General features: G+C 64.1%; 19 protein-coding genes. 17 read left to right on the forward strand and 2 right to left on the reverse strand.

Annotation, left to right across the window (positions count from 1 at the left end; all coding sequences use genetic code 11):
• Positions 1 to 192 precede the first annotated feature (192 nt).
• Positions 193 to 930, reverse strand: a complete 738-nt coding sequence (locus PVW46_RS12485) for a GntR family transcriptional regulator (RefSeq protein WP_274576065.1) — start codon at positions 928 to 930, stop codon at positions 193 to 195.
• Between the two features lie 132 nt (positions 931 to 1,062).
• On the opposite strand from PVW46_RS12485, the gene PVW46_RS12490 reads away from it, so the two are divergent.
• The 14 genes from PVW46_RS12490 to aptA all read left to right on the forward strand — a co-directional run bounded on the left by PVW46_RS12490 (position 1,063) and on the right by aptA (position 15,898).
• Positions 1,063 to 2,100, forward strand: coding sequence for a transporter substrate-binding domain-containing protein (locus PVW46_RS12490; protein ID WP_043144467.1), 1,038 nt, complete (start codon positions 1,063 to 1,065; stop codon positions 2,098 to 2,100).
• A gap of 87 nt (positions 2,101 to 2,187) precedes the next feature.
• Positions 2,188 to 3,354: an amino acid ABC transporter permease gene (locus PVW46_RS12495; protein WP_088702398.1), complete on the forward strand. Its 1,167-nt coding sequence runs from the start codon at positions 2,188 to 2,190 to the stop codon at positions 3,352 to 3,354.
• A gap of 4 nt (positions 3,355 to 3,358) precedes the next feature.
• Positions 3,359 to 4,444 (forward strand): amino acid ABC transporter permease, encoded by a 1,086-nt coding sequence (locus PVW46_RS12500; RefSeq protein WP_043144465.1) that lies wholly within the window; start codon positions 3,359 to 3,361, stop codon positions 4,442 to 4,444.
• 11 nt (positions 4,445 to 4,455) lie between these two features.
• The gene (locus PVW46_RS12505; RefSeq protein ID WP_043144464.1) at positions 4,456 to 5,196 is read left to right on the forward strand and encodes an amino acid ABC transporter ATP-binding protein; all 741 of its coding nucleotides are present in this window, start codon (positions 4,456 to 4,458) and stop codon (positions 5,194 to 5,196) included.
• Positions 5,197 to 5,205: 9 nt separating this feature from the next.
• The gene (locus tag PVW46_RS12510) at positions 5,206 to 6,138 is read left to right on the forward strand and encodes an aminotransferase class IV (RefSeq protein WP_443137040.1); all 933 of its coding nucleotides are present in this window, start codon (positions 5,206 to 5,208) and stop codon (positions 6,136 to 6,138) included.
• Positions 6,135 to 7,673, forward strand: a complete 1,539-nt coding sequence (betC, locus tag PVW46_RS12515) for a choline-sulfatase (protein WP_274576068.1) — start codon at positions 6,135 to 6,137, stop codon at positions 7,671 to 7,673. The genes PVW46_RS12510 and betC overlap by 4 nt, the downstream gene beginning before the upstream one ends.
• Positions 7,670 to 8,560, forward strand: coding sequence for a dihydrodipicolinate synthase family protein (locus PVW46_RS12520; RefSeq protein WP_274576069.1), 891 nt, complete (start codon positions 7,670 to 7,672; stop codon positions 8,558 to 8,560). Before betC ends, PVW46_RS12520 begins: the two co-directional genes overlap by 4 nt.
• A gap of 52 nt (positions 8,561 to 8,612) precedes the next feature.
• Entirely contained in the window at positions 8,613 to 9,851 is a 1,239-nt protein-coding gene (locus tag PVW46_RS12525; protein WP_274576070.1) for an NAD(P)/FAD-dependent oxidoreductase, read from the forward strand.
• 10 nt (positions 9,852 to 9,861) lie between these two features.
• Positions 9,862 to 10,563: an SDR family oxidoreductase gene (locus PVW46_RS12530; protein ID WP_274576071.1), complete on the forward strand. Its 702-nt coding sequence runs from the start codon at positions 9,862 to 9,864 to the stop codon at positions 10,561 to 10,563.
• An 8-nt stretch (positions 10,564 to 10,571) separates the two neighbouring features.
• A complete protein-coding gene (locus PVW46_RS12535; protein ID WP_274576072.1) occupies positions 10,572 to 12,044 on the forward strand; it encodes an aldehyde dehydrogenase family protein in 1,473 nt (490 codons plus the stop codon).
• Positions 12,041 to 12,796, forward strand: a complete 756-nt coding sequence (locus tag PVW46_RS12540) for an SDR family NAD(P)-dependent oxidoreductase (protein ID WP_274576074.1) — start codon at positions 12,041 to 12,043, stop codon at positions 12,794 to 12,796. Before PVW46_RS12535 ends, PVW46_RS12540 begins: the two co-directional genes overlap by 4 nt.
• Before the next feature lie 4 nt (positions 12,797 to 12,800).
• A complete protein-coding gene (locus tag PVW46_RS12545; RefSeq protein WP_274576075.1) occupies positions 12,801 to 13,535 on the forward strand; it encodes an SDR family NAD(P)-dependent oxidoreductase in 735 nt (244 codons plus the stop codon).
• A gap of 9 nt (positions 13,536 to 13,544) precedes the next feature.
• Positions 13,545 to 14,558, forward strand: coding sequence for a proline racemase family protein (locus PVW46_RS12550; protein ID WP_274576076.1), 1,014 nt, complete (start codon positions 13,545 to 13,547; stop codon positions 14,556 to 14,558).
• A gap of 23 nt (positions 14,559 to 14,581) precedes the next feature.
• Entirely contained in the window at positions 14,582 to 15,898 is a 1,317-nt protein-coding gene (gene aptA / locus PVW46_RS12555; RefSeq protein ID WP_274576077.1) for an omega-aminotransferase AptA, read from the forward strand.
• A gap of 71 nt (positions 15,899 to 15,969) precedes the next feature.
• Here aptA and PVW46_RS12560 read toward each other — a convergent pair whose 3' ends face one another.
• A complete protein-coding gene (locus PVW46_RS12560; RefSeq protein WP_246870456.1) occupies positions 15,970 to 16,845 on the reverse strand; it encodes a LysR family transcriptional regulator in 876 nt (291 codons plus the stop codon).
• Between the two features lie 151 nt (positions 16,846 to 16,996).
• Between PVW46_RS12560 and PVW46_RS12565 the strand changes: the two genes are divergently transcribed.
• Genes PVW46_RS12565 through PVW46_RS12575 form a run of 3 tightly spaced genes read left to right on the forward strand, consistent with a single transcriptional unit; the run spans position 16,997 to position 20,931 of the window.
• Positions 16,997 to 18,151 carry a pyridoxal phosphate-dependent aminotransferase gene (locus tag PVW46_RS12565; protein WP_274576079.1) on the forward strand — a complete coding sequence of 385 codons (1,155 nt, stop codon included), beginning with the start codon at positions 16,997 to 16,999 and terminating at the stop codon, positions 18,149 to 18,151.
• A gap of 12 nt (positions 18,152 to 18,163) precedes the next feature.
• Positions 18,164 to 19,666, forward strand: coding sequence for an L-piperidine-6-carboxylate dehydrogenase (gene amaB, locus PVW46_RS12570; RefSeq protein WP_274576081.1), 1,503 nt, complete (start codon positions 18,164 to 18,166; stop codon positions 19,664 to 19,666).
• On the forward strand, positions 19,666 to 20,931 hold the full coding sequence (locus PVW46_RS12575; RefSeq protein ID WP_274576082.1) for an NAD(P)/FAD-dependent oxidoreductase: 1,266 nt from the start codon (positions 19,666 to 19,668) through the stop codon (positions 20,929 to 20,931). The genes amaB and PVW46_RS12575 overlap by 1 nt, the downstream gene beginning before the upstream one ends.
• The last annotated feature ends 3 nt before the right edge of the window (positions 20,932 to 20,934 follow it).

The raw sequence follows: 20,934 nt of genomic DNA on the forward strand, positions 1-20,934 counted from the left end.
GGTCGCGGAGGCCGTGCGCCAGATCGGCGGTACGCCGCAAGCTGCCTATTGCTTGCGTGATCATGGTGCCGGCGGTGTCCGCATCGGTTCCCAACAGGCAGGTTCGGATCGCTGGTGTCGCGAGCGATTATTCATCCAACCAGTGGCCGAAAGGCACGCAGATCTTTCAATGTTCGCCCGGCCAATTCTTTTCTATACTTCAGAGCCTGAGATCGGCGTTTCGAGCTCGAATTCGAAGTCGTCGTCGTATCGGGCCCGCAGGAATTCCATGAACCTGTTGTGAAACTGGCGGGTGTGTTCGTGCGCCAGACGGTCCGCCAGCGAGATGTCTCTTTTCTCGATCGCATCGATCATTTCGTAGTGTTCCGGGTTCAACAGGGCATCGGTGTCCGAGCGCCGGATATAGTCGAAATGCATGTGCAGAATCCGGCGCCCTTCATCGAGAAGTTGCCCATAACTGCGTGCCAGATAAAGGTTGCGGCCCGCATTCGCGATAGACATGTGAAAGTCGCGATTGGTTGCCGACATCGCGAGATAATCATTGGCGCGGCAGGCGTCGTCGAACGCTTTTGCCAAGGCACGCATTTTCTTGATGTCGTCCGGGGTGGCATGCCGCGCTGCCAAGCGCGTGTTGATCCTTTGCAGGAAGTCCAATGCTTCGACATACCGTGGGAACTCGGCAAGGTTGATCGGGGCAACCAGCGTCGAGCGGTTCGACAGCATTTCCACCAACCCGTCGGCCGAAAGCCGGACAAGCGCCTCGCGGATCGGTGAACGGGACATGGCGAATCGCTGGCTGAGCGTGGTTTCGTCCAAAGGCGTACCCGGCTCCAGAGCCAGTGTGAGGATCTCTTTTTTGAGCGTCTCATAGACGTGACGTGCGCCGAGGCCCTTGGCCTGCTTTTGCGTCTTCACTTCAACCTTCGACATAACTTCACGTCCTCGCGTCGATTTTCAGCATCGCTATAGCGCTGCACCGTCATAATTTCAAAAGTATTGACATGTCGACAATGTGACGACAAGCTAACGTGCAGACACTATGTCGACAACAGGGAAGACAACATGAAAAGACTTTCACTGGGCCTGATGGCCACGACCATGCTGACCGCTGTTTCTGCGCAGGCGCAGGTTGCCGAAGACAGCCGCCTGAAAACTGTTCTGGAGCGCGGCTCTCTCTTGTGTTCCGGCCACAACGGCTCGTTCCTGGGCTTTGCTGAGGTGGACGATCAGGGTAATTGGAAAGGCGTTGACATCGATCTTTGCCGCGCCCTGAGCGCAGGCCTGTTCGGCACCTCCGAGGGCAATCTGGAAATCGTGCCGATCAGCTGGGCGCAGCGTTGGCCCGCCCTGCAATCCGGCGATATCGACGTCGTCATCAAGGTTTCGGGCTGGACGCAAAGCCGCGATACGGAACTAAACCTTGCCTACTCGACGCCGTATTTCATCGGCGCGTTCCAAGCGATGGCCAAGGCGGATCTGGGTGCGGAAAGCATCGCCGATCTCGATGGCGGCACGCTGTGTGTCGGCGCAGGCACGTCGACCGAACGCGCCACGGCAACCTTCCTTGAAACGCACGATATCGAAGCCGAGCTTCTGACCTTCGAGAACGGCGATGAACTGCGCAAAGCCTATTATGACGGCCGCTGCGACGCACTGGTGGAATGGGCGCCGAGCCTTGCGGCTGGCCGGGTCGATGCGCCGGACGGTGCCGAGAACCACGTGATCCTGCCCGACGTCATCGCGCTCGAAGCCGAGGGCATCATCGTGCCCGAGGGCGACGCAGACTGGCTGGACGTCCAGAACTGGATGCTGTCGTCACTGTGGTTCGCCGAAATGGAAGGCATCACCTCGAAAAACGTGGACAAGTTCAAGGCAAACCCGCCGTCCGAAACCATCGCCAAGTTCCTGGGCAACACGCCGGGCTATGGCGACCGCCTGGGTCTGGACAACGATTGGGCCTACAACATGATCAAGGACGTCGGCAACATGGCCGAGATCTATGATCGCAACATCGGGTCCGGTTCGCCCTACGACCTGCCGCGCGGTATCAACGCGCTTTATAACGAAGGTGGCGTTTTCTACCCGTTCATCGTGGACTGATGATGCGCATTGTCCCGGCCGCCCCACTCCACGGCCGGGACGAACCCTTGAATTTTCGTCAAACAAACCCAGCCGAGGAAAAGCAGTATGGCTTCTTTCCTGAAGGACAAGCGCGTCCGCGATACAGGCTTTCAAGTCGCGTTCGTGGGCTCGATCATCGCCCTGGCGATTGCCTTCGTCGTGGTCGGCAAGACCAACCTTGACGCGCAGGGAATGACCTCGGGCTTCGGCTTTCTGGAGCGCACGACCGGTTGGCGCATCAGTTTTTCGCTGATCGAGTATTCGACCTCGTCGCCGTATTGGAAGGCCATCCTTGTCGGTATTCTCAACTCGCTATTTCTTGGCGCATTGGCCCTGCCAATCGCGACAGTGATCGGGATCGCGGTGGGCGTGATGCGGACGTCAGGCAACGGCATGGCCGAACTGGTCGGCACCTGCTTTGTCGAGGTGTTCCGAAACGTGCCGCTGATCCTGCAACTGCTGTTCTGGTATACTGTGCTTCTGGGCCTGCCCGCGCCCCGGGACGTCGAACCCCTGCTGGGTGTTTTCGCCTTTACCGGGCGCGGCATCTACCTGCCGGGTCTGAACGTGACCGGCGGGTCCGTTGTGCTGGCCTTCTGCGCCCTTGCAGCCGCCTTTGGGGCGGCTCTGTGGCTGCGCAACGGACGCTGGTCGCAAGCCACGGTGGCGCAGGCGCGCAAGGAGCGCCTTGTGCTCTGGGGCCTCGCCGGTCTGGCTGCGGTGCTGTGCATGTGGCTGGGCCGCATTCCCGATACGCCGCTGGTCAACATTCCGGAACAACGGGGCCTGAACTACAAGGAAGGCATCCGCGTCTCGCCCGAGCTCATGGCCTGCGTGACGGCCATCGCCATCTATGGCGCCGCCTATATCGCCGAGATCGTGCGCGCGGGCTTCAACGCCGTACCGCGCGGTCAGACAGAGGCCGGGCATGCATTGGGTCTGACATCGTGGCAGATCTTCAGCCGCATCCGGATGCCGCTTGCCCTTCGGATCGTTATGCCGACGCTGATCAACCAGTATGTCTGGCTGTTCAAGGCGACCACGATCGGCATCGCCATCAGCTTCACCGATTTCTTCATGGTGATCTCTACCGCCATCAACCAGAGCGGCCAGACTCTTGAACTGATCGCGATCCTGATGGGCGGCTTCCTGACCATCAACTACACGATTTCCTTTGTGCTCAATCGCGTGAACGACGCGATCAAGCTCAAGGGCACCCAGCTGAGGATCTGAGCGCATGACCGACGTGATCCCCGCCTCCGTCCCGCAGCCGTCGTTTGCCGAGTCCCTCAAGGGCCGGTACTTCTCCACCCGGCGCGATACCATCGTCAGCATCGTCTTCGCCACGCTCGCGCTGTGGCTGGGCTGGTCCCTGGTCAGCTGGGCCCTGGTTAACGCGACCTTCGGCGCAGGGCAGGGCGATGTCTGCCGGGAGAACATGCATGGCGGGGCCTGCTGGTCCATCGTGGCAGCCCGCTGGCGCATCGTGCTGTTCGGTCTGTACCCGTTCGAAGAGCAATGGCGCTCGGGGCTGGCTTGCGCGATCATGGTGGTCGTGGCGATCCTGTCCTGCGTGCCCTGGTTCTGGTCGCCGCGCCGCTTGCCGGTTCTTTGGGTCGCAGGCTTTGCCGCCTTCTACATCTTGATGCGCGGCGGCCTGTTCGGCCTGCCCGAGGTGACGGAACAGAACTGGGGCGGCCTGGCTCTGACGGTGTTCATCTTTGCCGCGGTGGTTCTGCTGGGCATGCCGCTGGCCATCGTCTTTGCCCTGCTGCGCCGGTCTGAACTGCCGTGGATCGCCCGGACCATGGCGCTGGTGATCGACACGGTCCGCTCGCTGCCGCTGCTGTCGATCATGTTCACCTTTGCCATCGTGCTGCCCTTTGTCCTGCCGGGCTGGGCCATCGGGGACAAGCTTTACCGGGTCATCGTTGGCTATGCGCTGTTCTTTGCCTGCTACCAGGCCGAGATCATCCGGGGAGGCATGCAGGCCTTGCCCGCCGGGCAGGAAGAGGCCGCCAAGGCGCTTGGCATGACCTATTGGCAGCGCATCGGCTACATCATCCTGCCGCAGGCGTTCCGCAACGCCCTGCCGCCGACGATCAATCAGATCGTCATCACCTTCAAGGAGACCTCGCTGGTCACGATCATCGGCTTCTTCGATGTGATGGCGTCGGGGCGTGCGGCCTCCGGCACCGCCGAATGGAACTTTGCCACCATCGAAATGTACGTTTTCGTCGGGCTGATCTTCTTTGTCTTCGTCTTTTCCCTGTCGCGCTACGGCGCCTATCTCGAACGCCGCCTGCGCGTCGGGACCCGCTGAGGAGCCCTGAAATGAGCGAACCTGCCATCCGTATTTCCGCCATGAACAAGTTTTATGGCTCGTTCCACGCGCTGCATGACGTGGATCTTGAAATCGCCCGCGGCGAAAAGGTGGTGATCTGCGGCCCGTCGGGCTCTGGCAAATCGACCCTGATCCGCTGCATCAACCGGCTGGAGGAACACCAGTCCGGGCTGATCGAGGTCAACGGCACGCCGCTGGATGACGATCTCGATCATATCGACGAAATCCGCCGCGACGCGGGCATGGTGTTTCAGAACTTCAACCTGTTTCCGCATATGACGGTGCTGGAAAACTGCACGCTGGCGCCCGTCCTGTCCGGTCGGCTGAACCGGACCGAGGCCGAAGAGACCGCCATGCGCCTGCTGGAGCGGGTGAAGATCCCCGAACAGGCGCACAAGTTCCCCGGCGAACTGTCCGGCGGTCAGCAACAGCGCGTGGCGATCGCCCGGGCGCTGTGTATGTCGCCGCAGATCATGTTGTTCGACGAGCCGACCTCGGCGCTGGACCCGGAAATGATTTCGGAAGTGCTGGACGTGATGGTGGGCCTCGCCGAGGAAGGCATGACCATGGTCTGCGTCACCCACGAGATGGGCTTTGCGCGGCGGGTTGCGGACCGAGTGATCTTCATGGCCGAAGGGCAAATCATCGAACAGGGTCCGCCCGACCAGTTCTTCGACAACCCTCAGAACGAGCGCACCAAGGCGTTCCTGAGCCAGATCGTCGCGCATTGAGGCATCGCCATGATGGATCGCCAGACCACCCACACAGCGGAAGAAGATCCGCGCAACGATCAGCTGTTGATTCATGTCAACGGCCAGCTCGTGCCCAAGGACGAGGCCGTCGTTTCGGTCTACGACAGCGGCTTCATGCTGGGCGACGGCATGTGGGAGGGGATGCGCCTCTATGATGGCGAATGGGCGTTCTTTGACGCGCACATGGACCGGCTGTTCCAGTCCTGCAAGGCGGTCGCGCTGAATATCGGCCTGTCGCGGGATGACATCCGGGCGCTGCTGGATGACACCGCCCGCGCCAACGGCATGACCGGCGACGCGCATTGCCGGCTGATGATCACGCGGGGGCGCAAGGCCAAGCCGTTTCAGCATCCCTCGCTGTCGAAATGGGGACCGACGATCGTTGCCATCGTCGAACATTCGGTGCCCGCGTCGGGGCTGGCCAAGGGCATCCGGCTGGCCAGTGTCCCGCAGGTGCGCGGCCTGCCGCATGCACAGGACCCGAAATTCAACAGCCATTCCAAGCTCAACTGCGTCATCGCCTGCCTTCAGGCCGAGGCGGCGGGCGCGGACGAAGGGCTGATGCTCGATCCACATGGCTTTGTGAACACCACCAACGCCTGCAACTTCTTTATCGTGCGGGACGGCGAGGTTTGGACCTCGACCGGCGATTACTGCATGAACGGTGTGACCCGCGCCAATGTGATCCGGATCTGCCGCGCAAACGGCATTCCGGTGAAGGAAAAGAACTTCTCGCTTTACGAGGCCTACGGCGCGGACGAGGCCTTTCTGACCGGAACCTTCGGGGCGCAGACCCGTGTGGCCAGCATCGACGGCAAGGACATCGGCGACGGCACCTGCCCCGTGACCGAACGCATCCGGGCGCTTTACAAGGATCTCGTGGCGCGCACCGTGGCCGAGCAGAAGGCCGCGCGCCTATGACCCGCCCGAACATCCTTCTTTTTATGGTCGATCAGCTCACGTCCTTTGTGCTGAGCGCTTATGGCGGCGCGGTCTGCAAGACGCCCAATATCGACGCGCTGGCCGCCCGCGGCACGGTGTTCGAGCACGCCTATTGCCCCTATCCGCTCTGCGCGCCGTCGCGTTTCGGGATGATGGCGGGGCGGTTGCCCTCGCGTATCGGGGCGTTCGACAACGGGGCCGAGTTCACCGCCTCGACGCCGACCTTTGCGCATTACCTGCGCCGGGCGGGCTATTACACCTGCATCTCCGGCAAGATGCATTTTGTCGGCCCCGACCAGTTCCACGGGTTCGAGGAACGGCTGACCACGGAAATCTATCCCGCCGACATGTCCTGGACGCCCGAGCCGCGTTTTGCCGATGTGGCCGAGGATGACGAGCGCGCCTATGAATTCGGCGTCTCGACCATCGACACAGTGCGCGATGCGGGGCCTGTGGCCCGCTCGATGCAGATCGACTACGACGAGGACGTGATCCACCACGCGGTGCGCGAGCTTTACGCGCGGGCACGCGGCGAGGATGACCGGCCTTTCATGATGACGGTTTCGCTGACCCATCCGCACGACCCCTATGTCATCACGCCGGAGTTCTGGGATCTTTACGACGAGGCTGACATCGAGCCGCCGCGCGTGCCGGATATCGCCGTCGAAGACCGCGATCCGCACAGCCGGTCCCTGTACTATCATTACGGCCAGGACCGCTGCACCTTGACCGAGCAGGATTACATCCGGGCGCGGCGCGGCTATTACGGCATGATTTCCTATGTTGACGCCCTGTTCGGGCGCCTGATGACTGCGCTGGACGACAGCGGTTTTGCCGACAACACCTTGGTTCTTTTTGCCTCAGACCATGGTGACATGATCGGCGAGCGCGGCATGTGGTTCAAGAAAACGCTGTTCGAGCCCGCGGTTCGCGTGCCCCTGATCGTGGCGCATCCCGAACATGGCCCGAGCCGCGTTTCCGCGCCTGCAAGTCTTGTCGACATATTCCCGACACTGCTGGACATCGCCGGCATCGCCGATCAGATCGCGACGCCGCTCGACGGGCGCAGCCTGTTGTCGGCGGTGCGGGGCGAAGACGTCTCAGGGCCGGTGTTTGTGGAACATATCGACGGCGGCACGGCCGCGCCGCGCGTCTGCGTGCGCGATGGCGACATGAAACTGGTGATCTCGCGCGCCTACCCGCCGCAGCTTTATGACCTGGCCAGCGATCCGCTGGAACAGACCAACCTCGCGGGGCAGGAGCACGCGGAAGAGGCGCGGCTTGCCGACCTGGCCGAAGCGACATGGCCGCTGGACAGCCTGCCCGACACCGTGACCGCCAGCCAGCGCGCCCGCAAGATCGTAGATTCCGCGCTGGCAACAGGACGCAGTGAGACGTGGGATTTCACCCCGCGTCCGCTGACCCAGAACACCAACTACGTGCGCCGGGGCGACGCCTTCCCGACCGTCGAACGGCGCGGTTACCTTCCCGTCAAGAAAAGGACAAACCCATGAGCTACAACGTCAAACTGTCGGGCGTCATGCCTGCGCTGGTCACGCCCTTCGACGCCGACAACAAGATCGACTTCGACGCCTTCGGCAAGCTGCTGACCCATTTCCGCGAAAGCGGCGTGACCGGCTGGGTGCCCAACGGCTCCACCGGGGAATACTTCAGCCAGACCACCGAAGAGCGCCGCGCTGTCCTGCAATTCGTCAAGGATTTCGCCAATGACGACGAAATCCTGATCGCGGGCACCAACGCGCCCGCCACGCGCGAGGTGATCGAACAGACCGCGATGGCCAAGGAAATCGGCTATGACAACGTACTGCTCGCGCCGCCCTTCTACACCCGCCCGACGCAGGAAGAGCTGATCAAGCACTACGAGACGGTGCTGGCCGAGGTCGATGTGAACCTCGTGCTCTACAGCTATCCGGCGAAGGACGGCGACGACATCTCGTTCGAGTTGATGGATCACTTCGCGGACAACCCGCGTGTCATCGGGATCAAGGAATCCTCGGGGGTTCTGCAACGGGCCATCGATATCGTGTCGCGCTACGAGGGTAAGATTCAGTTGATCTCGGGTTCGGACGACATCGCGTTGGATTTCATGTTCTGGGGTGCCGAATCCTGGATCTGCGGCCCGTCCAACTGCATGGCCAAGGCGTGCTGCGAGCTGGACCGCCTTTACAAGGCAGGCGATCTGGTGGCGGCAAAGTCGCTGATGATGAAGCTCTACCGCGCGATGAACATCCTCGAATCCGGCAAATTCGTGCAAAAAATCAAATATGGCGCCGAACTTCAGAGCATGCCCGTGGGCGAATGCCGCGCGCCGCTCGGGCCGCTGACCGAGGCCGAAAAGGCCGAGTTCAAGGAAGCGATGGCGCCCATCCTCGCCATGTGACCAAGCTGGAGGGGCGCGGTCTTTGCGCCCCTCATTCCGCAAGAGATCGACCATGACCAAACCCACACTTGTGATCGGCGCCGGCGTCATCGGCGCGGCCATCGCACTGGACCTTCAGCGGCGCGGGCGCCGCGTGATCCTGATCGACCGGGATGCACCGGGGCGTGGCGCGAGTTATGGCAACATGGCGTCGATTGCCGTGACCGAGTTCATGCCGGCCTCGCGCCCCTCCGTCTGGCGGCAGATCCCCGGCTGGCTGCTGGATCCCGAAGGGCCGATCTGCGTGCGCCCGGCCTATATGCCGCGCCTCATCCCCTGGTTCTGGCGCTTCCTGCTGGCCTCGCGCCCGTCGAAGCTGCGCGACCTGGAAGCGCAGGGCGCGGCGCTGTGCGCGCGGGCTTTGACGGACACGCAAGAGATGCTGCGCGACCTCGGCCTGTCCGATCACCTTTCCGACACCGGCTGCCTGTCGCTCTACGCGGATGAGACGGAGTTCGCGGCGGATCGCGAGCGGATCGAGATGCTCGACCGGTTCGGCTTTGACTACGAGGTGCTCGGGCACAACCAGTTGCACGATCTGGAACCCGAGATCGACGGGCGGATCACAAAGGCGCTGCTCTTGCCCGACAACCGCACTGTGCGCGACCCGTTCCGCATCGTGACCGAACTGGTCAACAGGTTCGAGGCAGCAGGCGGCACGGTCGAGCGCGCCGAGGTGAAGGGCTTTGACCGGTCGGGCCGGATCGAGGCCGCACTGCTGGCCGATGGCCGCCGGTTGGAGTGTCAGGAGGTTGTCCTGGCCGCGGGGGCGTTTACCGCGCGTATGGCGAAACAGCTGGGCGAGCCGATCCCGCTGGAAACCGAGCGCGGCTATCACACACAGATCATGGACCCGGGCGTCAGCCTGCGCCATTCGATCATCTGGCCCGCCAAGGCCTTCATGGTTTCGCCGACGGCGGGCGGCCTGCGCATCGGGGGCACCGTGGAAATGGCGGGCCTGGACACGCCGCCCGACTGGCGGCGCTCGAAGATCACCGTGCGCCGCGCGAAAGAGGCGCTGCCGGGCCTGCGCGTCAAGGACAGCACCGAGTGGATGGGACACCGTCCGGCCATGGCCGACACTGTTCCCGCCATGTCCGCCAGCGCAAAGACGCCGGGCGTTTTCTATGCCACGGGACACGGCCATCTGGGCCTGACCTATGCCGCGACGACGGCAAAACTCATGGGGCAGCTGATCGCGGGCGAACGGCCCGGCCTTGATCTGCATCCCTATCGTATCAATCGTTTCTAAGGAGAGGACCATGACCGAAAAAACATGCCTCATCATCGGCGGCGGGCGCGGCATGGGCGCCGCGACGGCCCGTGAAATGGACGCTCGCGGCTACAAGCTGGCGCTGATGTCGCCGTCGGAAAGCTGCGAAACCCTGGCCGCCGAACTGGGTGGTGTCGCCCATCGCGGCCGCGCCGAAACGGCGGCGGATACCCAGGCGGTCTTCGATCTGGCCATGTCCACCTATGGCCGCATCGATGCCTGCCTGATCCATGTGGGCGGCCCGCCCAAGGGCGACCTGCTGGACATCGCCGAAGAAGATTGGGATCGCGCCAACGAGATGGTGATCAAGCCCGTCCTGCGCATGGCCAAGCTGCTGACCCCGGTGATGGAGGCGCAGGGCGGCGGGTCGATCGTGAACATCACGACCTTTTCGGCCTTCGAGCCCTCGCTGACCTTTCCGACGTCTTCGGTCTACCGCGCCGGTGTCTCGTCCTTTACCAAGCTCTACTCGGATCGCTACGGCCCGGCGAATATCCGCATGAACTGCCTGCTGCCCGGCTTTACCGACAGTCTCGACCTGCCGCAGAAATACGCTGACATGTCCGCTCTGGGCCGCCTTGCCCGGGCCGAGGAACAGGCCAAGGTCGCGGCCTTCCTGCTTACAGACGACAGCAGCTACATCACCGGCCAATCCTTGCGCGTCGATGGCGGCGTGACGCGGCACATGTGAGGTTTCCCATGAAGACCCAGATTTTCATCGACGGCGCCTATGTCGCGCCGACCAGCGGCGCGACTTTCGATGCGGTCGATCCGTCGAACAATACGGTGTTCCATCAGGTGCCGCGCGGCGACGCCACGGATATCGACAAGGCGGTCAAGGCGGCGCGGCGCGCCTTTGACGAGGGGCCATGGCCACGCATGAGCGGCGCCGAACGTGCTGCCTGCCTGCGCAAGATGGGCGACCTGATCGCCGCGCGCACCGATGCGCTGGCGCGGATGGAGGTGCAGGACAACGGCAAGCCGCTGCCCGAAGCGGTCTGGGACATCGAGGACACCGCCGGGGTGTTCCATTTCTACGCCGATCTGGCCGAGGGTCTGGACGGTCACGAACAAAACGTGCCGCTGGGCATGGAGGGGTTCACCTCCAAGGCGGTCAAGGAACCCATCGGCGTGGCCGGGGCGATCATCCCATGGAATTTCCCGCTGCTGATGGCGTCGTGGAAGGTGGCCCCGGCGCTGGCGGCGGGCTGCTGCATGGTCCTGAAGCCATCGGAACTGACATCGGTCACGGCGCTGGAACTGGGCGAGATTGCCAATGAGGCCGGTCTGCCGCCGGGTGTGCTGAACCTCGTCACGGGCTTTGGCCCCGAGGCCGGGCAGCCGTTGACCGAACATCCGCTGGTCGACAAGCTGGCGTTCACCGGGTCGGTGCCGACCGGATCGCGGATCATGGCCACCGCCGCTCGCGACATCAAGGCGGTGTCTCTGGAGCTGGGCGGCAAATCCCCGCTGGTCGTCTTCGCCGATACGCCGATTGAGGAAGCGGTGGAGTGGATCCTCTTCGGTATTTTCTGGAATCAGGGCGAAGTCTGTTCTGCCACCTCGCGTGTTCTGATCGAGGACAGCGCCTATGAGGCGGTGATGGTCCGTCTCGTGACCGAGGCGCGCAAGATCAAGATCGGGCACGGGTTGGACGAGGGCGTCCTGCTTGGGCCGCTGGTCAGCAAGTCGCAGCACGACAAGGTGCTGGATTGGATCGAAACCGGCAAGCGCGAGGCGCGTCTTGTGTCCGGCGGCGGCATTCCCGCGGGTCTCGAAGACGGCTGCTATGTCGAACCGACGATCTTTGCCGATGTTCCCGAAGACGCCACCATCTGGACCGAGGAAATCTTTGGCCCGGTGGTCTGCGTCAAACCCTTCAAGACCGAGGAAGAGGCCATCCGCCTTGCCAATGATACGCGCTTCGGCCTGGGGGCGGCGGTCATGTCCAAGGATCTTGAGCGGGCAGAGCGCGTTGCCCGTGCCTTTCGCGCCGGGATCGTCTGGGTCAACTGTTCCCAACCGACCTTCACCGAGGCGCCGTGGGGCGGCTACAAGCAGTCGGGTTTCGGCCGCGAATTGGGCGAATGGGGTCTGAACAACTACCTTGAGACCAAGCAGATCACGACCTGGGACGCGCATCGCCCCTGGGGCTGGTACATCAAGGAATGACCGCGCCCCTGTCAGACAAATGCGTGCTGGTGACGGGCGCGACCGGATCGATCGGTTGTGCCATCGCCCGCCAGCTGGCGCAGGACGGCGCGCGCGTGGCCCTGCATTACGCGCGCAGCGGCGATGCAGCGCGGGCGCTGGCGTCGGACCTGGGCGATGCCATTGCCATTCAGGCCGACCTGTCGACGCCCGATGGGCCCACCGCCCTGTGGCGAGAGGCAGAGGCGCAGATGGGCCGCATCGACGCGCTGGTGAACAACGCGGGGCAGCTGACACCCTCGTCCGTCGATGACGCGCTGGACGACTGGCACAGGGTCTGGGCGTCCGACATCCAGCTGAACCTGATGGCGGCGGCGGACCTGTGCCGCGCGGCCATCGGACATTTCCGCACTCATGGCGGTGGCCGCATCGTCAATATCGCCTCGCGCGCGGGGCAGGGGGGGTACCGGGCCGAGGCCATGTCCTACGGTGCGACCAAGGCCGCGCTGATCAACCTGACGCAAAGCATCGCGCGCGGCTTTGGTCCGGACAACATTCAGGCCCTGGCCATCGCGCCGGGCTGGGTCAGGACAGCGATGTCAGAGGCTTATGTGGCGGAACACGGGGCGGCGGCGGCCTTGGCGGGCATCCCGACTGGCCGCATGGCGGAAACCGACGAGATCGCGGAACTTGTCGCCTTTGTCCTGCGGCCCTCTCAGGTGTCGCTGTCGGGGGCGGTGCTGGATGTCAACGGCGCAAGCCAGATGAGGTGAGGCGATGATGCGTTTCAAGGACAAGGTTGCCATTGTGACCGGCGGGGCCGGTGGTATTGGCGCGGCGATCTGCCGGCGGCTGGCCGCCGAGGGCGCGCTGGTGCGCATCGTGGACAGGAACGGCGCGGCGGCGGAAAGCCTCGCGCAGGACATCGGCGGCACGGCACATGACGTCGATCTGACGAACCCCGCCGCCATTCGCGGCTTCGTCGAAGGCATCGCCCCCGACGGCATCCACGTGCTGTGCAACAATGCCGGTCTGATGCGGCGCGGCGCCCTGATGGAACTCACTGCGGACGACTGGCAGGCCTCTTTCGCGGTCAATGTCGATGCGCTGTTTCATATGTGCCAGGCCGTCATTCCGCAGATGCAGGCCCAGGGCGGCGGGGCCATCGTCAACACCGCCAGCCAATGGGGCCTGCACCCGGCGCCGGGTCATATCGCCTACAATACGACCAAGGCGGCTGTGGTGGCCTTCACCCAGAACCTTGCGCGCGATTGCGCACCGGACAAGATCCGGGTCAATGCCGTGGCCCCCGGCGAAGTGCGAACGCCCATGCTTGAGAGTAACCTCGCGCGGTCGGGCCGCAGCATCGACGATCTCAATCGTCTGGTGCCCTATGGCCGGATCGGCGAGCCCGAGGAGATCGCCGCGCTGGTGGCCTTTCTCGCCAGCGACGAGGCGGGCTATCTGTGCGGATCGGTGGTCGAGATCACCGGCGCCCAGGCCGTGGCATAGGAGAGCGATATGCGTTGGACCCGAACCCTGCAAACCGTGGATGTGCATTGCGCGGGCGAGATTGGCCGCGTGATCACCGGGGGCGTGCTGAACGTGCCCGGCTCCACCATGGCCGAGAAATTGCTGCATCTGAACACGGTGGACGACAGCCTGCGGCGGTTTCTGTGCTCGGAACCGCGATCCGGCCCGGCCGGGTCGTTCTGCCTGCTGACGCCCGCCTGCGATCCGGCGGCGGATGTGGGGCTGATCATCCTTCAACCGGATCAGGCGCACGCCATGTCCGGCTCGAACGCCATGTGTGCCACGACCGCCATGCTGGAAACCGGCATGATCCCGATGATCGAGCCCGAAACCGTCGTCACCTTCGATACGGCGGCGGGGCTGGTGCGCGCGGTGGCACGCTGCGAGGGCGGCAAGGTCACGCGGGTTGCGCTGGATATGCCCGCGTCGTTTCTGGCCAAGGCCGGGCAGATCGACACGCCCGAGCATGGCGCAATCGACTACGATCTCTGTTTCGGCGGGGTTTTTTATGCGTTGGTGGACGTGGCCCAGGTCGGATTGACCATCGCCCCGGAAAACGCACGTGCGCTGGCAACCGTTGGCGTGGCGCTGCGCAATCGCATCGCCGAACAGGAACCCGCCCCGCATCCGACGATCCCGGCGCTGAGCGGGCTGGCCTATGTCATGTTCCGCGACACCGACGCCGACGGCGCTCTGCGCACCTGCACGACCTTGCGCCCGGGCCGCGCGGATCGCTCGCCCTGCGGCACCGGTTCGAACGCCAACATGGCCGTGCAGAACGCCCATGGTCGGGTCAGCCCGGGCGATGTCATCGTCTCGCGGTCGATCATCGGCGGCGAATTCCAGACCGAGTTCCTGGGGACAACCGATGTGGGCCCCTACGCCGCCACCCGCAACCGGATTTCCGGCCAGTGCTGGATCTACGGCATGACGCAGATCGGCCTCGACCCCACGGACCCGTTCCCGCAGGGGTTCACGCTTTCGGACACATGGGGCGGCTGACGCCCTTTCTTCAGGAGACCACGATGCTTGACGCAAAACCGAACGATTTGAACGCCTTCTGGATGCCGTTCACGGCAAACCGGCAGTTCAAGGCCAATCCGCGCATGTTTACCGCCGCCAGGGACATGCATTACACCACCTCTGACGGTCGCCAGGTGCTGGATGGCACCGCCGGTCTGTGGTGCTGCAATGCGGGCCATTGCCGGCCCAAGATCACCGAGGCCGTGCAGCACCAGGTGGCCGAACTGGACTATGCGCCCGCCTTCCAGATGGGGCACCCGCTGGCCTTTGAGCTGGCCAACCGGCTGGTCGATCTGGCTCCGGACGGCATCGACCATGTGTTCTATACCAACTCTGGCTCGGAATCCGTCGAAACGGCGCTGAAGATCGCGCTGGCCTATCACAGGGCGCGCGGCGAGGGTCAGCGCACCCGGCTGATCGGGCGGGAACGCGGGTATCACGGCGTGAACTTCGGCGGGATCTCGGTTGGCGGGATCGTCAACAACCGCAAGGTCTTTGGGTCGCTCCTGGCCGGGGTCGATCATCTGCCCCATACGCATATCCCCGAAAACAGCATGAGCCGGGGCCAGCCAGAGCATGGCGCCCATCTGGCGGACGAGCTGGAGCGCATCGTCGCGCTGCACGGGGCCGAGACGATTGCCGCCGTGATCGTCGAGCCGATGGCCGGATCGACGGGCGTGCTGCTGCCGCCCAAGGGCTATCTGCAACGCCTGCGCGAGATCACGGCAAAGCATGGCATCCTGCTGATCTTCGACGAGGTGATCACCGGCTTCGGCCGGCTTGGCAGCGCCTTTGCCGCGCAGCACTACGGCGTGACGCCCGACATGATGACCACGGCCAAGGGGTTGACAAACGGCGTGATCCCGATGGGGGCGGTCTTTGCATCGGGCGCGATCCACGATGCCTTCATGCAGGGACCCGAACATCTGATCGAACTGTTTCACGGCTATACCTATTCCGGCAACCCGATTGCGGCGGCGGCGGGTATCGCCACGCTGGACACCTACCGCGAAGAGGGCCTCTTCGAGCGCTGCGCCGAACTGGCGCCCTATTGGCAAGAGGCCCTGCACAGCCTCGCCGACGCGCGCCATGTCATCGACATTCGCAACGAAGGGCTGATCGGCGCGGTCGAGTTGGAACCGATTGCCGGACAACCGACAAAACGCGCGTTTGACGCGTTCCTCAAGGCCTATGACAAGGGGATTCTGATCCGGACGACGGGTGACATCATCGCAATGTCTCCGCCGCTGATTATTTCCAGGGAGCAGATCGACCAGTTGGTCGACACCCTGCGCGATGTTCTGAATACGCTGGACTGACGGCGCGGCAAGCGTGCATCCCCGCCGGTCGATCTGTCCGGTCGGGGGTGCCGCAAAATGCACCGCAACGATCAGTCGATGCCGAGCCCGGTGTCTCTGGCGTTGCTCAGCCAATCCACAAACATATTCCGTGGATGGTAATCGATGTCGTCCTTGGGCCAGACGAAATAGTACGTGCCGATGCTGACCGAACTCTCGGGCCAAAGCGCGACAAGACGACCTTCCTCAAGTTCGCGCTCGATCAGAAAGGTTGGAACCAGCGCTGCCCCCATGTCGTGCAGGGCGGCCTGGATCATGGAGGCGAACTGGTCGAACAGCATACCGACCGGGCTTTGCAGCGGGTGGCCCAGAAGCCGCGCCCATTTTTCCCAGGCATCCGGCCGCGTATCGAGATGTAAGAGCGGCAGCTGGAAAAGATCGCTCAACGCATCGCCCTTGCGCGCGGCGGCCCGTTTTGGCGAGGCCACCGGCACGACATATTCGCGCATCAGTTCCAGATAGCAGACATCGGCCCAGTCGCGTTCGCCGAAATGCACCGCACCGTGAAACGGCTCTGTCGCAAAATCGAAAGGTCTCAGGCGGGTGCTGAGGTTCACCGTCACTTCGGGGTGCTGCGCGACAAAATCCGGCAGGCGCGGTGCCAGCCAACGCACGCCAAAGGCCGGCAACATCGCGATGTTCAGCTGCCCGCCGCCCGGGTTCGCCTTCAGGCGCAGGCTGGCGGTTCCGATCTTGTCGAGGGCGCTTCTGATCTGGGTGCAATAGTCCCGCGCCGCCGGGGTCAGCGTGATGCTTTTCCTGTCGCGCAGGAACAACGAGGTTCCAAGGTAATCCTCCAGCACCTTGAGTTGGCGGCTCACCGCGCTTTGCGAGACGCCGATTTCATGCCCGGTCTCGGTCACGTTGCCGGTGCGCTCAAAGGATTCCAGCGCACGCAAGGCCGTCATCGGTGGAAGGAACCGTTTGGGATGGCGCATAGGTATGAGGCTTTTGCATGATGTATTTGATAAAGGCGTTTCTCATGGTTCGCGGCGATGTGTCAAATACACAGAACTCACGAGGGCCGAAATGCTAAGAAAATCAAGCAGAATAGATGGTATGGCGCTGTCCGAGATCGTCGCGATTTCGGAAGCGGCTGCGCGACTGCGCGCCTCGGGTCATGATGTTTTGGCATTAAGCACGGGTGAACCGGACTTCCCGACCCCACCCCATGTTCGCAAGGCGGCAACCCTGGCAATGCAGAACGGCGTCACGCGCTATATGCCCACATCCGGCCTGCCGGCCCTGCGCAAGGCGGTCGCCGACGCGGCGGGCGTCGCGCCGGCGAATGTCATCGTCTCGACCGGCGCAAAGCAGGTTCTGGCGAACATGTTCCTGGCCACGCTCGACCCCGGTGACGAGGTCGTGGTGCCCGCGCCCTGCTGGAGCAGCTATTTCGACATGGTCGCATTGGCAGGTGGCGAAACGGTGAAGCTGCGCTGCGGCGCCGAAGCCGGGTTCAAGATGACCCCCGAGCAGCTGGAGGCCGCGATCACGCCGCGCACGCGCTGGCTGCTGTTGAATTCGCCCTCCAACCCCACCGGCGCCGTCTACACCGCGGCAGAGCTGGCGGCACTGGGCGCGGTCCTGAAGCGCCACCCCCATGTCTGGATCGCCTCTGACGAGATCTATGACCTGATCTGCTATGCGCCGTTCACGTCCTTCCGGCAGGCCTGCCCAGAGCTTGCGGATCGAACTATGCTCATCAATGGCGTGTCCAAGGCGCACGCCATGACCGGATGGCGGATCGGCTGGGGCATTGCCCCGCCCGCGTTGATCGACGCGATGACGGCGGTCCAGGGGCAGGTCACCTCGGGGGCCTGTTCCATCGCGCAGGCCGCAGCCGTGGCCGCCGTGACCGGGGACATGCAGCATATCGACGACCGCCGCGACGCGTTCCGCGCCCGCCGGGACTATGTGCTCGACGCGCTGAACGCCATTCCCGGCATCGACTGCCCTGTGCCCGATGGGGCCTTCTACGTCTTTCCGTCCTGCGCCGGTGTGCTGGGGCACAAGACACCGGAGGGCACCGTGCTGGAAACCGATGCCGATTTTTGCGGCCACGTCCTTGCCTCTGCCGGGCTTGCCATCGTGCCCGGGCGTGCCTTTGGCTTGCCGGGCCATTTCCGACTTTCCTACGCCTATGCGCGTTCCGACCTCGAAGAGGGTTGCGCCCGCCTGCAGCGGGCCGTGGCCGTTCTGACACCCAACTGACGGAGTCCCGACATGACCTACCAGGATATTCTAGATGTGTGCGGCCTGACGGCCGCCGAAACCACCGGCGGAACCCTGTCCGTCACCACCCCCGTCGACGGCAGCGAGATCGCCCGGGTGCCCATGCACTCCATCGCCGATGCCGAGGCGGCGATTGCCACCGGCGTGCGTGCCTTCGAGGCATGGCGCAAGGTGCCCGCTCCGCGCCGCGGCGAACTGGTTCGCCTGCTCGGCGAAGAGCTGCGCCGTGAAAAAGAAAACCTTGGTCGCCTCGTGACGCTGGAATGCGGCAAGATCTACCAGGAGGGCCTGGGCGAAGTGCAGGAGATGATCGACATCTGCGATTTCGCCGTGGGCCTGTCGCGGCAGTTGTATGGCCTGACCATCGCCTCGGAACGTCCGGGCCATTCCATGCGCGAGACATGGCACCCGATCGGCATCTGCGGCATCATCACGGCGTTCAACTTTCCGGCGGCGCCCTGGTGCTGGAACGCGGCGCTGGCGCTGGTCTGCGGCGACCCGGTGATCGCCAAGCCCTCGGAAAAAACGCCGCTGACACAGCTGGCCATCCAGAAGATTTGCGACCGCGCCATGGCGGCCTTTGGCGACGATGCGCCCAAAGGGCTGATCCAGACGCTGATCGGCGAACGCGATCTGGGCGAGGTGCTGACGGCATCGCGCGACGTGGCGCTGATCTCGGCCACCGGCTCCGTGCCCATGGGCAAGGCCGTGGCGGCCGACATGTCCAAGCGACTCGGCAAGACGATCCTGGAGCTGGGCGGCAACAACGCGATGATCGTCGCACCCTCCGCCGATCTGGAGATGGCCGTGCGCGCCATCGTCTTCTCGGCGGTCGGGACGGCGGGGCAGCGTTGCACCTCGCTGCGCCGTCTGATCGTGCACGAAGATGTTTACGACCAGCTGGTTCCGCGCCTTGCCAAAGTCTATGAGGGCCTCGCCATCGGCAACCCGCTGGAGGCAGGCACGCTGGTCGGCCCGCTGATCGACGCGGGCGCGCTGTCCGCGATGGACAAGGCGTTGGAACAGGCCCGGGCAGAGGGCGGCACCGTGCATGGCGGCGGCCGTGCCCTGACCGACCAGTTCCCCGATGCGGCCTATGTCAGCCCGGCGATTGTCGAGATGCCTGCGCAATCCGACGTGGTCCATACCGAGACCTTCGCCCCGATCCTCTATGCGATGAAATACGCGGACCTCGATGAGGCCATCGCCCTGCAAAACGCCGTCCCGCAGGGGCTGTCGTCCTGCATCTTCTCGACGGATGTGCGCGAGACCGAGTATTTCCTGTCCGCCCAAGGGTCTGACTGTGGCATTGCCAACGTCAATATCGGTCCCTCGGGGGCCGAGATCGGAGGTGCCTTCGGGGGAGAAAAGGAGACCGGTGGCGGGCGTGAAAGCGGCTCGGATGCATGGCGCGCCTATATGCGCCGCCAGACCAGCACCGTGAACTACTCGCGCGAGCTGCCGCTGGCGCAGGGCATTTCCTTTGAAATCTGATGGGAGACGCGGCGCTCGATAACCTCTGGTCGCGGACCGCGGCGGAACGCCACCAATGGTCGCCCCTGTCCGGGGCGATCGAGGTGGATGTTGTTGTCATCGGCGGCGGGTTCACCGGCGTCTCGGCGGCCTATCATCTGGTCGCCGCCGGGGCGTCCGTTGCGCTGCTTGAGGCGCGCAGCATCGGCTACGGTGGGTCCGGCCGCAATGTCGGACTGGTGAATGCCGGGCTTTGGACGCCCCCGGACCAGGTCGAGGAAAAGCTTGGCCAAACGGCGGGCGCGGCCTTGAATGCAACGCTTGCCGAGGGGCCGGCGCTGGTCTTTGGCCTGATCGAGCAACACCAGATCCGTTGTGAGGCCACCCGCAAGGGCACCCTGCATTGCGCCCATTCCGCAGCCGGAATGCGCGATCTCGAAAACCGCTTTGCCCAACAGGAAAGGCGCGGCGCCCCGGTCAGGCTGCTGGATGCGGCGGAAACCGCCCGGCGCACGGGCAGCCGGGCCTATCACGGGGCGCTCTGGGACGCGCGCGCCGGAACGATTCAGCCTCTGGCCTATGTGCAGGGGCTGGCGCGCGCTGCCGCCGCGCAGGGGGCCGCCCTTTTTGAGCGCTCCGGCGCGCTGGCAATCGACGAGACGGACAAGGGCTGGATCGTCCGCACCGCTGAAGGCGAGGTGCGCGCGGCCAAGCTGATCCAGGCGGTCAACGGCTATGGCACCGGGGCCGCAGACGACAATGCCGTGATCCCGGCGCATTTCTTTCAGCTGGCGACGCCCCCCCTGCCACAGGACCTCCGGCGCGACATCCTGGGCGGCGGTGAGGGGTGCTGGGACACGGCGCTTGTCATGTCGTCTTTCCGGCTGGATCAGTCCGGTCGGATGATCTTTGGCGCGCTCGGCAATCTCGACGGCTTTGGCGGGGCGCTGCATCGCGGCTGGGCCGAACGGAAACTGGCAAAGCTGTTCCCGCAGCTTGCGGGCATCCCGTTCGAGCAGGACTGGACGGGGCGTATCGCCATGACCGGCACCTACCTGCCCCGCGTGGAACGCCGGGGCCGCAACGGCATCTCGATCCTCGGCTATAGCGGGCGGGGTATCGGGCCCGGCACGGTCTTTGGCAAGGCGGCGGCGGGCTGGGCGCTTGGCACCGGCGATCTGCCGCTGGGCCTTGTCGATCCACTGGCTGAAAAACACGCCTCCGCCAAGGGGCTTTACTACGAGCTGGGTGCAACACTGACCCATTTTGCAAACGGGCGCTTCTAGGCG

Origin of the sequence: Mameliella sp. AT18, from assembly GCF_028807275.1 — a bacterium.
Lineage (GTDB): Bacteria > Pseudomonadota > Alphaproteobacteria > Rhodobacterales > Rhodobacteraceae > Antarctobacter > Antarctobacter albus.

Excerpts from the sequence above, each read along its gene's own strand:
- PVW46_RS12485 (WP_274576065.1), bottom strand. The coding sequence starts at position 930 with ATGTCGAAGGTTGAAGTGAAGACGCAAAAGCAGGCCAAGGGCCTCGGC.
- PVW46_RS12490 (WP_043144467.1), top strand. The coding sequence starts at position 1,063 with ATGAAAAGACTTTCACTGGGCCTGATGGCCACGACCATGCTGACCGCT.
- PVW46_RS12495 (WP_088702398.1), top strand. The coding sequence starts at position 2,188 with ATGGCTTCTTTCCTGAAGGACAAGCGCGTCCGCGATACAGGCTTTCAA.
- PVW46_RS12500 (WP_043144465.1), top strand. The coding sequence starts at position 3,359 with ATGACCGACGTGATCCCCGCCTCCGTCCCGCAGCCGTCGTTTGCCGAG.
- PVW46_RS12505 (WP_043144464.1), top strand. The coding sequence starts at position 4,456 with ATGAGCGAACCTGCCATCCGTATTTCCGCCATGAACAAGTTTTATGGC.
- PVW46_RS12510 (WP_443137040.1), top strand. The coding sequence starts at position 5,206 with ATGATGGATCGCCAGACCACCCACACAGCGGAAGAAGATCCGCGCAAC.
- betC (WP_274576068.1), top strand. The coding sequence starts at position 6,135 with ATGACCCGCCCGAACATCCTTCTTTTTATGGTCGATCAGCTCACGTCC.
- PVW46_RS12520 (WP_274576069.1), top strand. The coding sequence starts at position 7,670 with ATGAGCTACAACGTCAAACTGTCGGGCGTCATGCCTGCGCTGGTCACG.
- PVW46_RS12525 (WP_274576070.1), top strand. The coding sequence starts at position 8,613 with ATGACCAAACCCACACTTGTGATCGGCGCCGGCGTCATCGGCGCGGCC.
- PVW46_RS12530 (WP_274576071.1), top strand. The coding sequence starts at position 9,862 with ATGACCGAAAAAACATGCCTCATCATCGGCGGCGGGCGCGGCATGGGC.
- PVW46_RS12535 (WP_274576072.1), top strand. The coding sequence starts at position 10,572 with ATGAAGACCCAGATTTTCATCGACGGCGCCTATGTCGCGCCGACCAGC.
- PVW46_RS12540 (WP_274576074.1), top strand. The coding sequence starts at position 12,041 with ATGACCGCGCCCCTGTCAGACAAATGCGTGCTGGTGACGGGCGCGACC.
- PVW46_RS12545 (WP_274576075.1), top strand. The coding sequence starts at position 12,801 with ATGATGCGTTTCAAGGACAAGGTTGCCATTGTGACCGGCGGGGCCGGT.
- PVW46_RS12550 (WP_274576076.1), top strand. The coding sequence starts at position 13,545 with ATGCGTTGGACCCGAACCCTGCAAACCGTGGATGTGCATTGCGCGGGC.
- aptA (WP_274576077.1), top strand. The coding sequence starts at position 14,582 with ATGCTTGACGCAAAACCGAACGATTTGAACGCCTTCTGGATGCCGTTC.
- PVW46_RS12560 (WP_246870456.1), bottom strand. The coding sequence starts at position 16,845 with ATGACGGCCTTGCGTGCGCTGGAATCCTTTGAGCGCACCGGCAACGTG.
- PVW46_RS12565 (WP_274576079.1), top strand. The coding sequence starts at position 16,997 with ATGGCGCTGTCCGAGATCGTCGCGATTTCGGAAGCGGCTGCGCGACTG.
- amaB (WP_274576081.1), top strand. The coding sequence starts at position 18,164 with ATGACCTACCAGGATATTCTAGATGTGTGCGGCCTGACGGCCGCCGAA.
- PVW46_RS12575 (WP_274576082.1), top strand. The coding sequence starts at position 19,666 with ATGGGAGACGCGGCGCTCGATAACCTCTGGTCGCGGACCGCGGCGGAA.